The organism is Bacillus cereus group sp. N21, from assembly GCF_016483395.1.
Classification (GTDB): Bacteria; Bacillota; Bacilli; order Bacillales; family Bacillaceae_G; genus Bacillus_A; species Bacillus_A pseudomycoides.
This window is the reverse complement of record NZ_JAEHBX010000007.1, coordinates 101,418-116,084: the sequence shown is the minus strand read 5'-3', so window position 1 is coordinate 116,084 and position 14,667 is coordinate 101,418. Positions and strand designations below refer to the sequence as shown.

The following is a 14,667-nucleotide window of genomic DNA, read 5'->3' as shown; positions in this document are numbered from 1 at the left end:
TCTATAACTTGGAGGAAGAGAATGAGCAATCGAATTTTAGTTGTTGATGATGAGGAGTTTATTTTAACTTTAATTGAATTCAATTTGCAGCAAGCAGGATTTGAAGTGATAACAGCGATGGATGGTGAAGTTGCGCTTCATAAAGCAACAACAGAACGTCCAGATCTGATTATATTAGATTTAATGCTTCCAAAAATGGATGGTATGGAAGTGTGTAAAGAATTACGTTTGCAGCGTATTATGACACCTATTTTAATGCTAACAGCGAAAGATGATGAGTTTGATAAAGTGTTAGGTCTTGAGCTTGGGGCAGATGATTATATGACAAAGCCATTTAGCCCAAGGGAAGTTGTTGCACGTGTGAAGGCGATTTTACGTCGTACGAAATTGCAAGATGAACCAGTTTCAGAAGTGCAGGATGAAAATAGTATCAATATCTATGATTTAAGAATTTTACCTGAATTTTATGAGGCGTATTTCCAAGGAGAAAAGCTAGAATTAACGCCAAAAGAATTTGAGTTACTTGTATATTTAGCAAGGAATAAGGGTCGTGTATTAACACGTGATCAGTTACTAAGTGCTGTATGGAATTATGATTTTGCCGGCGATACAAGAATCGTCGATGTTCATATTAGTCATTTGCGGGATAAAATTGAAAAGAATACGAAAAAACCAGCGTACATTAAAACAATTCGTGGATTAGGTTATAAATTAGAGGAGCCAAAGGGGGATGAATAAATTTCGCTCGAGGCTTCTCTTTACATTTGTTTCTCTTATTATTCTTATTTTAGTTGGACTAGGAGTACTTTTGGAAACGGTGTTTGAGAATTACTACATCGATCATGCGAAAGACAGAACGGTAAAAGAGGCAAGATATGTTGCTTCATTAGTAGAGGCAGAAGGTATTGATCATGTTCTAAAAGCGCCAAACGTATTTGAGAAATTAGAAGAACAAGTGCCGGTTTCGGTTATATTTACTGATGAAGCGAAGAAAGTCAAATATAGTAAAGGTAAGCAACCTATATTCGACCAAGCGACAATTGAGGAACTTTCCTCTGAAACAGCAAAACAAAAAAATAGAGTGATTACGAAGGAAACAGATGATAAAAATGTATTCCATCATGCGGTGTTTGTTCAAGATGCAGAGGGGAAGCAAGGGTACATTATTATAAAAAGTACAATTGCTCCTTTGAAAGATGTTCATCAAAAAACGTGGGGATTACTCATTGTAGGGTTTGTGATTGCTTGTCTTGTTGTTGTTTTTCTTGGTGTGAAAATTACAGGTCAATATATTCGTCCGATAGAGTCTGTTACGAAAGTAGCGATTGAATTGGCGAAGGGGAATTATAAAGCACGTGCTTATGAAAGTCATTCAGATGAAACGGGGATGTTAAGTAAGGCAATCAATATTTTAGCGCGTAATTTACAAGAAATGACGCTAGAGCAAGAAATGCAACAAGATCGTTTACATACACTGATTGAAAATATGGGGAGCGGTATGATTTTAATTGATAGCCGTGGTTATATAAGTCTTGTAAACCGTTCGTATAAAGAAATATTTCATGTAACGGATGAAGAGTATTTAGATCGTTTGTATTATGAAGCGTTTCTTCATGCAGAAATCATTGAACTTGTGGAAGAAATTTTTATGACAGAAGTGAAAGTGCGCAAGCAAATGCTACTGCCACTTGGTATTGAAAGAAAGCACTTTGAAGTATATGGCGCACCAATTATTGGGACAAATCATGAATGGAAAGGGATTGTTCTCGTATTCCACGATATAACAGAGCTAAAGAAACTAGAGCAAATGCGAAAAGACTTTTTAGCAAATGTTTCACATGAATTAAAGACGCCAATTACTTCTATTAAAGGATTTTCTGAAACGTTACTTGATGGTGCGATGGAAAATCAGCAGTTTTGCGAGCATTTCCTGAACATTATTTTAAAGGAAAGCGAGCGTATGCAAGGCTTAATCGAAGACTTATTGGATCTATCAAAGATTGAACAACAAGGATTTAAGTTAAATATGGGTACTGTTGAGATGAAGGAATTGCTTGAAGAAATTAAAATGGTGCTAGAGAATAAATCACAAGATAAAGAAATTTCCTTACAAGTTGATGTGTTGAGACACGTTTCAGTGATAGGAGATCCGAGCCGATTAAAACAAATCTTTATCAATTTAGTTAATAATGCAATTGTATACACACCAGCCGGCGGGACGGTTTCTGTAGAGTTGTTAGAGGATGAACATAACGCTTATATAAAGGTATCTGATACAGGAATTGGGATTAGTAAAGAAGAAATCCCGCGTATTTTTGAACGTTTTTATCGTGTAGATAAAGCGAGAAGCAGAAATACAGGCGGTACAGGCCTTGGGTTATCGATTGTAAAACATTTAGTAGAAGCCCATCATGGGACAGTTACTGTAGAGAGTGAAGTAGGGGAAGGAACAACATTTACAGTTGCTTTACCGAAATCGGATTTGGAGAAGTAATGATAATGTGCAACCTTTATCCCGCTATTCGCGGGCAGTAAGATCCACACCTCAAAGTTCAGCAAAAGCAAAGAAGGTAGGTGGGGGTCGGGCTGCCCGTAAAAGCCCGATTGGTGAGGGCTAATAATCAGTGGGGTATGGAAAAACCACTGATTAAAGTTTCACTTTATTGGATGAGAGCTATATAAATCCATTTTGATTTTTCGATATATAAGTCGTTGATATGAAAAAGGTGACCTACATTCGTTTTTTCTCTCTGCTTTAACTTGGCATGGAGCAGGAAGAGGGTCTGACCGCTTCTATGCATGGCCGGATACTCTCTCTCGCCTAAAAAGAAAGGGTTTATGTCGGTTTCTTAATTTGGATTTATATAGTAAACGTTTGAACGGGATATATTTACATTATATTAACAATAGCTTCATTAAATATTAATAAAGTCCTGTTAATATAATACATGAAAACCCCTTCATCCAAGGAGTAATTTTGGACGAGAATAGGTACTCTATTCTCGTCACTTCCCTTTTTGTGAAACTATAATATCTTTGTTTTTGAAATATCTCTATGTAACTTATATCAAAGTGTTATATCAATACGATAAGGTTATTTTAATTCATGAGATATTGTGACAGCATCTCCATTTTACATTAAATATATGTAGTAGGAAGAACCGTTATTTTTCTTCTCTCTCTTAGTCGTGTTAATATAGAGAGAAGGAAAAGACGGTTTTTTCTTTCTATATAAATCCATTTTGATTTTTCAATATATAAGTCACTGCTATGAAGAACAAAAGGTGACCTGCGCTCGTTTTCTCTTTTTGTTTTAACTTGGCATGGGGTGACCGCTTCTATGCATGGCTGGATGCTCTCTCCCTCCTAAAAAAAGGGGTTATGTCGGTTTTTTAATTTGGATTTATATATAAATCGTTTTAAATTTGTATGGGGAGGTTTCTAATTTGGAAAAAAAGGTCGTATTAGTCGATGGAAATAATATCGCGTATCGTGCTTTCTTTGCACTGCCGCTTTTAAATAACGACAAAGGTATACATACGAACGCAATTTATGGTTTTACGATGATGTTAATGAGAATATTAGAAGAAGAAAAACCAACACATATGCTTGTTGCGTTTGATGCGGGTAAAACAACATTTCGTCACAAAACATTTAGCGAATATAAAGGAGGTCGTCAAAAAACGCCACCTGAGCTATCAGAGCAATTCCCATTTATTCGTGAACTGTTAGATGCGTTTCACGTACCACGCTATGAGTTAGAGAACTATGAAGCAGATGACATTATGGGCACACTAGCGAAAGAAGCGAACGAACAAGGTGCTCACGTAAAAGTTATTTCTGGAGATAAAGATTTACTGCAGCTTGTTTCTGATACTACGCTTGTATGTATTCCACGTAAAGGGATTACAGAAGTAGATGAATATACGAAAGAAGCGTTATTCGAAAAATATAGTTTATCACCAAAGCAAATTATTGATATGAAAGGTTTAATGGGAGATCAATCGGATAACATCCCAGGTGTACCGGGAGTTGGTGAGAAGACAGCAATCAAATTGTTAACGCAATTTGAAACAGTAGAAGCAGTATATGAGAACTTAGACAAGGTGAGCGGAAAAAAATTAAAAGAAAATCTAGAAATGAATAAAGAGCAAGCGTTTATGAGTAAAGAGCTTGCCACAATTATTACCGATGCACCAATTACAGTGCATGTAGATGATATCGAATACAAAGGATATGAAGCAAGTGACGTCATTCCAATGTTCGAGAATTTAGGATTTACTTCGCTATTAAATAAGCTCGGTGCGACTCCTGAAGAAACAGCTCCAGCTGAATTAGATGATATTTCATTTGATATTGCAGAAGAAGTGACAGAAGAAATGCTGCAGCAAGATAGTGCAATTATTGTGGAAGTACAAGAAGACAATTATCATAAAGCTGACATTCAAGGGTTCGGTATTCAAAATGAAAATGGCTGTTATTTCATTCCGAGCGATGTTGCGCTAAAATCTGAAGCTTTTAAGAAGTGGCTTGCAGATGATGAAATGATAAAGTATACGTTTGATGCGAAACGTGCCATTGTTGCACTTAAGTGGAAAGGTATAGAGATTCAAGGGATTGACTTTGATTTACTAATTGCTGCTTATTTACTTGATCCAGCAGATACAGATAAAGATTTCCGTGCCGTAGCGAAAATGAAAGAAACGCATGCTGTTAAATCTGATGAAGAAGTGTATGGAAAAGGTGCAAAACGTGCGGTTCCTGCGCAAGATATAGTCGCGGAGCACGTAGCTCGAAAAGTACATGTATTATACGATGTGCAAAAAACATTTGTAGAAGAACTACAAAAAAATGAACAATATGAACTATTTACTGAGCTTGAAATGCCGCTTGCTCGTGTGTTAGCTGAAATGGAAGTGAAAGGTGTTACGGTTGATACAGAGCGCTTACGTAGTATGGGAGATGAGCTTGCTGGAAGGCTTAAGGAAATGGAACAAGAAATTTATGAGCTTGCAGGAACAGAATTTAATATTAATTCTCCAAAGCAGCTTGGCGTGATTCTATTTGAGAATTTAAACCTACCGGTTATTAAAAAGACGAAAACAGGATATTCTACGTCAGCTGATGTGCTGGACAAGTTAATGGAGCATCATGAAATTATTCCTAAAATTTTACACTATCGTCAATTAGGAAAATTAAATTCGACATATATTGAAGGATTATTAAAAGTTGTTCATGAAGATTCATCTAAAATTCATACTCGTTTTAATCAAGTGTTAACGCAAACGGGCCGATTAAGTTCTACAGACCCAAACTTGCAAAATATCCCGATCCGTTTAGAAGAAGGAAGAAAGATTCGTCAGGCGTTCATTCCTTCAAAAGAAGGCTGGGTTATGTATGCAGCCGATTATTCACAAATTGAACTGCGTGTCTTGGCGCATATTGCAAAAGACAAAGGGTTAGTAGAAGCGTTCCAGCATGATATGGATATTCATACGAAAACTGCAATGGACGTGTTTGGCGTTGGAAAAGATGAAGTAACATCGAATATGAGACGTCAAGCAAAAGCGGTTAACTTCGGAATTGTGTATGGTATTAGTGACTATGGGCTTTCACAAAACTTAGGAATCACACGAAAAGCAGCAGGGGAATTTATTGAAAAGTATTTCGCAAGCTTCCCTGGTGTAAAAGAATATATGGATGAGATTGTACAAGAAGCGAAGCAAAAAGGATACGTTTCTACATTATTAAATCGTCGCCGTTATATTCCGGAAATTACGAGTCGGAATTTTAATTTGCGCAGCTTTGCGGAGCGTACTGCGATGAATACACCAATTCAAGGTAGTGCGGCAGATATTATTAAAAAAGCGATGATTATTATGGCGGATCGCTTAGAAGAAGAAGGCTTACAAGCGCGTCTTCTTCTGCAAGTACACGATGAATTGATCTTTGAAGTGCCAAAAGAAGAAGTAGAAAAATTAGAAAAGCTTGTACCTGAAGTGATGGAGCATGCGATTGAACTTGCTGTTCCTCTAAAAGTTGATTATTCTTCTGGTCCAACTTGGTATGACGCAAAATAAGGAAGTGATTGAATGCCTGAACTACCAGAGGTTGAAAATGTTAGAAGGACACTTGAAAACCTTGTAACGGGAAAAACAATTCAAGATGTGATCGTAACATATCCAAAATTAGTAAAGCGACCAGATGACGCAGAGCTCTTTAAAGAAATGTTACGAGGTGAAAAGATTGAACGGATTGAGCGAAGAGGTAAGTTTTTACTTCTATATGTAACAAAGTATGTTATTGTTTCACATTTGCGTATGGAAGGGAAATATTTGCTTCATAAAGATGATGAGCCGGTAGATAAACATACGCATGTGCGTTTCCAGTTTACAGATGGTACAGAGTTACACTATAAAGATGTAAGAAAGTTCGGCACGATGCATCTCTTTAAAAAAGGTGAAGAATTTGACCAAATGCCACTTGCTGATTTAGGGCCTGAGCCATTTGACGCTGAACTGACAGTAGGGTATTTGCAAGAAAGATTGCAAAAGACAAACCGTAAAATAAAAGTTGTATTGCTCGATCAACGTCTTTTAGTCGGGCTTGGTAATATATATGTAGATGAAGTTTTATTCCGTTCCGGGATTCACCCGGAACGAGAAGCTTCATCTTTAACGAAAGCTGAAATAGAAAAGATTCATGCGGCGACCGTTGCAACATTAGCGGAGGCTGTTGAGCGCGGTGGAAGTACAATCAGAACGTATATCAATTCGCAAGGACAAATCGGCTCGTTCCAAGAGCTTCTAAATGTGTATGGAAGAAAAGGTGAACCATGCGTAACTTGTGGGAACGTGATTGAAAAGACAGTTGTTGGTGGACGAGGAACGCATTATTGTCCTATGTGCCAGCCAAAAAGCTAAGAAAGATATCGTTTTCTAATAACATCGGATAGGCATTTGTCATATACATACAGCAAAGCTATGTATAGGGAAGGAGCTTACCGATGTATCATTATTTCTCTCTTATTTTATTAGCTTTTACATTAAGTTTGGATAGCTGTAGTGTAGGGCTTACTTATGGTTTGCGGAGCGTACGGATTCCGTTAAAATCGATACTCATCATTGGAATGTGTTCAGCGGCTGTTATGCTTGTGTCGATGGGAATTGGACATATGATTGCTAAGGTGTTTTCTCCGGTGATTGCAACGCGCATTGGCGGAATCGTTTTAGTGGCTATTGGAGCGTGGGTGTTGTATCAGTTTTTTCGGAGTGATAAAAAAGACGAACCGCAGCAAGAAGAGAAAGTTTGGAAGTTAGAAATTGCTTCGCTTGGGTTAGTCATTCAAATTTTACGGAAACCGACTGTTGCCGATTTTGATAAATCAGGCACGATTTCTGGTGGGGAAGCCTTGCTTTTAGGTATCGCTCTTTCAGTAGACTCGTTTGGAGCAGGGATTGGTGCATCCTTACTAGGATATACACCCGCCATGATGGCAGTGTTAGTTGCCGTTATGAGTTCTCTGTTTTTATTTATCGGAATGAGGCTAGGAACGGTTTTATCGAATATGCGATGGTTACAAAAATTTACGTTCCTACCTGGGATTTTACTTATTATTATTGGAATTTGGAAAATGTAAGTGGGAGCGTGAAACATAAGTTTCACGCTTCTATTTGTGAGGAGGAAATAGAATGACAATTGTTATAGGTTTAACAGGAGGTATTGCAAGTGGAAAAAGTACTGTTTCACAAATGTTTCGTGAACTGCAAATACCTGTAATTGACGCGGATATTATTGCAAGAGAAGTTGTAGAACAAGGTAAAGAAGCATATAAAGAAATTGTAGACGTATTCGGTGAAGAAATATTACAAGCAGATGGCGAACTTGATCGTCCGAAGCTTGGGAGTATTGTATTTCATAATGAAGAAAAACGATTGCGCTTAAATAAAATTGTTCATCCAGCTGTCCGCAAAGAAATGAATGTGCAGAAGGACATGTACATAAAGGAAGGAGTGCAAGCGGTTGTGTTAGATATTCCGCTTCTATTTGAGAGTAAGTTAACAGCACTTGTTGATCGGATTGTAGTTGTAGCTGTATCACCTAGTATGCAATTAGAACGTTTAATGAAGCGAAATGGCTTTACAGAAGAGGATGCGAAAGCACGTATTGATTCGCAAATGCCTTTAGCGGAGAAAGCAACATTAGCTAATAAAGTTATTTATAATGATGGCACAATTGCTGAGACAAAAGCGCAATTACAGCTCATTTTAAAAGAATGGAACATTATTAACTAAAAAATTGTGAAATTAGTGAAAATGCTTAGTGACATATCTTCTTTTTGTGTTATACTATTATTGGGATTGGAGATAAATAGTATAACGCATTCAAGGGGGATAACATATTATGACTCGTGTGGCAATTAATGGATTTGGACGTATTGGGAGAATGGTATTTCGTCAAGCGATAAAAGAAAGCGCATTCGAAATTGTAGCGATTAACGCAAGCTATCCACCAGAAACATTAGCACATTTAATCAAGTATGATACAGTTCATGGCAAGTTTGACGGAACAGTGGAAGCATTTGAAGATCATTTATTAGTGGATGGGAAAATGATTCGCCTTCTAAACAACCGCGATCCAAAAGAATTGCCTTGGAAAGAACTGGATGTTGAAATTGTAATTGAAGCAACTGGTAAATTTAATGCGAAAGAAAAAGCAATTCTTCACGTAGAAGCTGGGGCGAAAAAGGTTATTTTAACAGCACCTGGTAAAAATGAAGATGTAACAATTGTAGTTGGTGTAAACGAAGAACAATTAGATATTACAAACCATACTGTGATTTCAAATGCATCTTGTACAACAAACTGTTTAGCGCCTGTTGTTAAGGTGTTAGATGAGCAATTTGGAATTGAAAACGGTTTAATGACAACTGTTCATGCTTATACAAATGACCAAAAAAATATTGATAACCCACATAAAGATTTACGAAGAGCGCGTGCTTGTGGACAGTCTATTATTCCTACAACAACAGGCGCTGCGAAAGCTCTAGCGAAAGTTCTTCCACATTTAAACGGAAAACTTCATGGGATGGCACTTCGTGTTCCGACACCAAACGTGTCTCTTGTTGACTTAGTAGTAGATGTAAAACGTGATGTAACAGTTGAGGAAATTAATGAAGCGTTTAAAACTGTTGCAAACGGTCCATTGAAAGGGATTATTGAGTTCAGTGAGGAACCTTTAGTTTCGATTGACTTTAATACAAATACACACTCAGCTATCATTGATAGTTTATCTACAATGGTAATGGGCGAACGTAAAGTGAAAGTACTTGCTTGGTATGATAACGAGTGGGGTTACTCTCGCCGCGTTGTAGATCTTGTGAAGTTAGTTGGCGCTGAATTAACAAAACAAGAAAGTGTGCAACACATTTAATGATACAAGGAAGGCAAGCGATTGCTTGTCTTCTTTTTTATGCTTTTTTCTGAAAAGGAAAAAAATTATACAAGTATATTTTTGTGAATGGTACATAGGAGAAACCATTGTGATTACTGTATTTGTGAATCAATTATTTTTCTTGGGGAAAAGTAAAGAAGAGAATATGACAAAAAATCGAAAAAACTGTTGTTGCAAAATGAAAATAAACAAAGTATACTAACACTCGTAAACTTAAGAGCTGAGGTACGTAGTTACTACTTAAAGGGTTAGGACCTCTCTGGACTAACTTTCCCCCGTGGTAGTAGAGCAAGCCAAATTGCAAATTAGTTTTCAATTCGAACAGTTAGATTAAATTTTTATGAGGGGGAACTGTAGAATGGATACTATGGACACGATGGGTCGTCACGTAATCGCTGAACTTTGGGATTGCGATTTCGACAAGCTTAATGATATGCCGTTTATTGAACAATTATTTGTGGATGCAGCACTAAGAGCTGGTGCTGAAGTACGTGAGGTTGCTTTTCATAAATTTGCGCCACAGGGTGTAAGTGGAGTTGTAATCATTTCGGAGTCACATTTAACAATTCATAGCTTTCCAGAGCACGGCTATGCAAGTATTGATGTTTATACTTGCGGGGATCGTATTGATCCAAATGTTGCTGCAGAGTATATTGCAGAAGGTTTAAATGCGAAAACGCGAGAGAGCATCGAGCTTCCTCGAGGCACAGGTAGCTTCGAAATTAAGCATAGAGAAACAAAAGCTCTTTAAAAAAGAACATAATTGATTTAAAATGTAAAGAGGTGTATAATGCACCTCTTTTTAGTTTATATAAATTTGAAATTGTAAAATGGTAGACTGTTTTTGACGAATGCTTGCTATAAAGTAAATTTTAAAAAAGTAATGTATTATTGAACGTGAATAGTAGGATAAGGTAGTGAGCAAATACAAATAGGTTATATAATATTGTATATATATTTTCACATGTAGATGAAGTAAAAAGAATGAAGATTAAATTGCAAGGGAGTGAATGAGTTGCGTTGTCCAGCCTGTTTTCATAATGGTACAAGAGTATTGGATTCACGTCCGGTAGATGAGGGACGCTCCATTCGAAGAAGAAGAGAGTGTGAAAGTTGTTTAAATCGATTTACGACATTTGAACGAGTAGAAGAACCACCTCTTATTGTTGTAAAAAAAGAGGGAACACGAGAAGAGTTTAATAAAGAAAAGATTTTGCGTGGATTAATTAAAGCGTGTGAAAAAAGACCTGTATCGTTAAAACAATTAGAAGAAGTAACACAAAATGTGGAGCGTGAACTTCGTAATTTAGGAATATCAGAAGTGAAAAGTGATATGATCGGTGAAATCGTAATGGAAGCACTTCGAGATATTGATGATGTTGCTTATGTACGATTTGCCTCCGTATATCGTCAATTTAAAGATTTAAATGTATTTATTGAAGAATTAAAAGATATACTGCAAAAAGAACGAGAATAAAGTGAAACTTTGAGCCCGCAAATAGTGGTGAAAAAGAGCTAGAAGCGAAAGCTATTAGCTCTTTTTCACTAAGGAATTATATACGTAGAATGGAAGAAAGAAAGGAATTGCAAGGATGGAAAAACAGTCATGGATGGAGCTATTGCCAATTGATCGTTATAAAGTAAGTGCGAAAGGGTTGCTGCATAGTTACGATCGGAAGGTATTAACGATGTTATATCAACCATTAGTGGGTAGCAAGGCTTTTAGCTTATACATGACGCTGTGGGGAGAGCTAGAGCAGGATCGTGTATTTGGAAAAGAGAATACACACCACTCTCTTATGGTGACAATGCAAATGCAGCTTCCTGAAGTATATGAAGAACGGATGAAATTAGAAGCAATTGGGCTTTTAAACGTATATATAAAAAAAGAAAAAGATATTCGAATGTTTATATACGAATTGCAGCCGCCGTTATCACCAAAACAATTTTTTGATGATATTGTCCTGAGCATCTTTTTGTATAATCGATTAAGCCGTGCGAAATATAATCAAGTTAAACAATATTTTTTAGAAGAAGAGTTTGATTTTGCTTCTTATGAAAATGTTACACATTCCTTTAATGATGTATTTGGGTCTTTTAATCCAGGGCAATTTGAACATGCGCAAGAGGAACTTCGAATTCCAAGTAGCGCAGTTATGCCGGGCAATGAAAAAGGAACTGCCCCACAACTTTGGAACGATTTCTTTGATTTTTCTTTATTTGTAGAAGGGTTATCGACTCTTGTGCCGCGAAAAGCGATTACGGACCAAGTGCGTGAATGTGTTGTTACACTCTCTTACGTGTATGGTGTGGATGTGCTGTCGATGCAAAATATTGTGCTTGGTGCAATGACAGAATTGCAAACGATTGATATGGAAAGGCTTCGGAAAGGAGCGCGTGATTGGTATCAATTTGAAAATGGTCAAGCGCTTCCAGTGTTAAGTGAACGAGTACAGCCTCATGCTGCACGTACGATGAAAGAGAAAGAGCCGTCTACGCAAGAAGAGATGCTCATTAAACAGCTAGAAGAAATTTCTCCAAAACAATTGTTAAAAGAAATTTCAGGCGGGGCAGAAGCAACGAAAGCAGATTTGCAAATTGTAGAAGAAGTAATGATGAATCAAAAACTAACGCCAGGTGTGGTCAATGTACTTATTTATTATGTAATGCTGCGTTCGGATATGAAGCTTGCCAAAACATATGTTGAGAAAATTGCGGGGCACTGGGCACGAAAAAAAGTAGGTACGGTATCAGAAGCGATGGCATTGGCGAAAGAAGAGAATCGTCAATATCAAGAATGGGCTGAAACGAAGAAAAAGGGTCATACTTCGAAGAAAACAGTGCGGAAAGAAATGGTGCCCGATTGGTTGAAAGAACAATCCAAGGAACAACCAGAAGAACAGCCTAAGGAACTTACGAATGTGGCGAAAAAATCGAGCAAGTTAGAAGAAGAACGAAAGAGATTGGAAGAAGAGTTGAAAAAATATAAGCGTGATTAATAGAAGAGAATGAACGCTCTTTGAGGTGAGAGAATGGAGCATATTCAAAATTCATTTGCAAAGTTGATGCAAAATGAGAATTTTAAAAATAGATACGAAGTGTTAAAGGCGGAAGTGATGGCACATCCGCGTGTGAAAGAGTTTATTGAAGAACATAAAGGTGAAGTGACGACTTCCATGATAGAGCGAAGTCTTGTGAAACTGTATGAATACATTGGGCAAAGTGTTGGATGTGCAGATTGTCCGAACTTAGAATCATGTAAAAATATGATTCAAGGATATGAGCCGAAACTGATTATTCAAGGTAAGATGATTGATATTCAATATGATCGCTGCGTAAGAAAAGTGGCTTATGATGAGCGGAAGAAATATGAAAAATTAGTTCAAAGTGTCTATATGCCAAGTGATATTTTACAGGCTTCTATGGAAAATTTAGATCCATCAGATTTAGAACCGCGAATTGAGGCGATTCGTGCAGCAAATGAATTTTTAAGTGCATACGAACCTGGAAAAAAAGTACAAGCGTTATATTTCTACGGTAAATTTGGTGTAGGGAAAACGTATCTCTTAGGAGCGATTGCGAATGAATTAGCCTTAAAAAAAATAAGTTCAATGATCGTATACTTACCAGAATTTTTACGAGAAATTAAAAGTTCACTGCAAAATAATACGATAGGTGAAAAGATTGATGCGGTGAAGCGTGTACAAGTATTAATGTTAGATGATATTGGGGCGGAAGCAATGTCAAGCTTTGTGCGTGATGATGTGCTTGGTGCTATACTGCAGTTCCGTATGCTTGAAAACTTACCGACGTTCTTTACGTCTAATTTTGACTTTAAACAGCTAGAACATCATTTAACCTACACACAGCGTGGAGAAGCAGAAGAAATGAAAGCGGCGCGTATTATGGAGCGTATTAAGTATTTGGCGAAGCCAGTTCCAATTGGTGGGAAAAATCGTCGTCATACGTAAAGAGTGAGCATACTGCTTGCTCTTTTTTTATGTTTCTTCAGTATATGTTTGAAATTTCATACGAGCTTGTATCATTTTTTTTCTAGTCCCTTAATATATATAAAATTAGCAAGGATTGTAGAGTGAAGCGGAAGAAGGTATTGCTACTTAGCGCCTAGCTTTCGTGAACTGGACTCTTATGGGGGCTTGAGAGAAAGTAACTCCGTAGAGCGGGATAAAAGGGGGGACAAGAGTGATTGAAATCTGCTTCGAAGAAAAAAATGATGCTGCGCACGTATATCAACAACTGATAAAGAGAACGGAAAAGCTATATAAAGAAACAAGTGTTTATTTATATGAACAAAAGGTAACGATTCATATACCAATATGCGAATCGAATTATATTGAGAAAGTTTTAACACCAGTACTTCTTTATTTTATTGTTAATATAAAACAAAACGAATGGCTTCGTACTATTTTAAAAGAGAAATTTTTTTATGAAGAACAAGAAGAGTGCCATCAAATTTTACATATGGCACATGCTATCTTAAATGGAAAGCGAAAAGGGATTGCCCGTGATCTAACACGTAATAAGATTGAAGTCCGTATTATGTCTTCTTTAAAAGGATGGCTCTGTGACCCACTTTCTTTTTCTTTTTCATCTTATATTCGTTTTCGCCTCCGCGCATATAGGGAGATGGTACACCGACTTGCGGAAGTGGCGATCGATGAATATAAAATGGAGCAAGAATATCAAATGTTTGTAGAAATGCTAAGGCAACAAGTGAGCAGCCGAAAATCACGTTTACCGTGTCTACATCTTGTATTTGATGAAAGTTTTATTTTTTATGATGAAAAAGGAATACGTTTAAAACAAGAAAAATTAGTTCAATATATAGAAGAGGATTTACTAAATAAGCAGGGCGTATATATTGACACGAAGGTAATTGCACCGCTTCTTTCTATTGCGCCGAGAATGATTTATTTGTACACGAAAGAGCAAGATCACAATATGATTGTTACCCTTCAAAATGTATTTCAAGAACGAGTTCAGTTATGTGCACTGCATGAATTTGAACACAACGTGAAAAATTTAAAAAATAAAGGGAACACCCTTGATTTTCTAAGTTTTTGAGCATATAATTACCTACATAAATGAAATATATTGAAATGTTACGATGAGGACATGAGTGATTTACTACGATTTTCAGAGAGGGAAGCCTTAGGGTGTGAGCTTCCTAGTACGGGTTTATTACTTACCACC

Annotated in this window: 12 protein-coding genes and 1 other annotated feature (1 of these 13 cut by a window edge); all 12 genes read left to right on the top strand. The window is 36.9% G+C overall.

Annotated elements, in window-relative coordinates; genetic code table 11:
- Window positions 1–21 precede the first annotated feature (21 nt).
- The 12 genes from JDS96_RS06360 (at window position 22) to ytxC (ending at window position 14,538) form a co-directional block, all read left to right on the top strand.
- Complete coding sequence (locus tag JDS96_RS06360) at window positions 22–738, top strand: response regulator transcription factor (protein ID WP_003200984.1); 717 nt, start codon at window positions 22–24, stop codon at window positions 736–738.
- Entirely contained in the window at window positions 731–2,494 is a 1,764-nt protein-coding gene (gene pnpS, locus JDS96_RS06355; protein ID WP_199666402.1) for a two-component system histidine kinase PnpS, read from the top strand. Before JDS96_RS06360 ends, pnpS begins: the two co-directional genes overlap by 8 nt.
- Before the next feature lie 952 nt (window positions 2,495–3,446).
- Window positions 3,447–6,080 carry a DNA polymerase I gene (polA, locus tag JDS96_RS06350; protein ID WP_199666401.1) on the top strand — a complete coding sequence of 878 codons (2,634 nt, stop codon included), beginning with the start codon at window positions 3,447–3,449 and terminating at the stop codon, window positions 6,078–6,080.
- Between the two features lie 12 nt (window positions 6,081–6,092).
- Window positions 6,093–6,923: a DNA-formamidopyrimidine glycosylase gene (mutM, locus tag JDS96_RS06345; RefSeq protein WP_003200990.1), complete on the top strand. Its 831-nt coding sequence runs from the start codon at window positions 6,093–6,095 to the stop codon at window positions 6,921–6,923.
- Between the two features lie 83 nt (window positions 6,924–7,006).
- Complete coding sequence (gene ytaF, locus JDS96_RS06340) at window positions 7,007–7,639, top strand: sporulation membrane protein YtaF (RefSeq protein ID WP_003200991.1); 633 nt, start codon at window positions 7,007–7,009, stop codon at window positions 7,637–7,639.
- 52 nt (window positions 7,640–7,691) lie between these two features.
- The gene (coaE, locus tag JDS96_RS06335; protein WP_003200993.1) at window positions 7,692–8,294 is read left to right on the top strand and encodes a dephospho-CoA kinase; all 603 of its coding nucleotides are present in this window, start codon (window positions 7,692–7,694) and stop codon (window positions 8,292–8,294) included.
- Between the two features lie 109 nt (window positions 8,295–8,403).
- Complete coding sequence (locus tag JDS96_RS06330) at window positions 8,404–9,432, top strand: glyceraldehyde-3-phosphate dehydrogenase (RefSeq protein WP_018764454.1); 1,029 nt, start codon at window positions 8,404–8,406, stop codon at window positions 9,430–9,432.
- A gap of 388 nt (window positions 9,433–9,820) precedes the next feature.
- Window positions 9,821–10,204, top strand: coding sequence for an adenosylmethionine decarboxylase (gene speD / locus JDS96_RS06325; RefSeq protein WP_006096185.1), 384 nt, complete (start codon window positions 9,821–9,823; stop codon window positions 10,202–10,204).
- A gap of 264 nt (window positions 10,205–10,468) precedes the next feature.
- The gene (nrdR, locus tag JDS96_RS06320; protein ID WP_016116577.1) at window positions 10,469–10,930 is read left to right on the top strand and encodes a transcriptional regulator NrdR; all 462 of its coding nucleotides are present in this window, start codon (window positions 10,469–10,471) and stop codon (window positions 10,928–10,930) included.
- Window positions 10,931–11,045: 115 nt separating this feature from the next.
- Window positions 11,046–12,452: a replication initiation and membrane attachment family protein gene (locus tag JDS96_RS06315; protein ID WP_003201003.1), complete on the top strand. Its 1,407-nt coding sequence runs from the start codon at window positions 11,046–11,048 to the stop codon at window positions 12,450–12,452.
- A gap of 33 nt (window positions 12,453–12,485) precedes the next feature.
- Window positions 12,486–13,424, top strand: coding sequence for a primosomal protein DnaI (gene dnaI, locus JDS96_RS06310; protein ID WP_003201005.1), 939 nt, complete (start codon window positions 12,486–12,488; stop codon window positions 13,422–13,424).
- Between the two features lie 232 nt (window positions 13,425–13,656).
- On the top strand, window positions 13,657–14,538 hold the full coding sequence (gene ytxC, locus JDS96_RS06305) for a putative sporulation protein YtxC (RefSeq protein ID WP_098018570.1): 882 nt from the start codon (window positions 13,657–13,659) through the stop codon (window positions 14,536–14,538).
- Between the two features lie 31 nt (window positions 14,539–14,569).
- Window positions 14,570–14,667 (top strand) — a binding site (T-box leader); it runs 131 nt beyond the window's last position.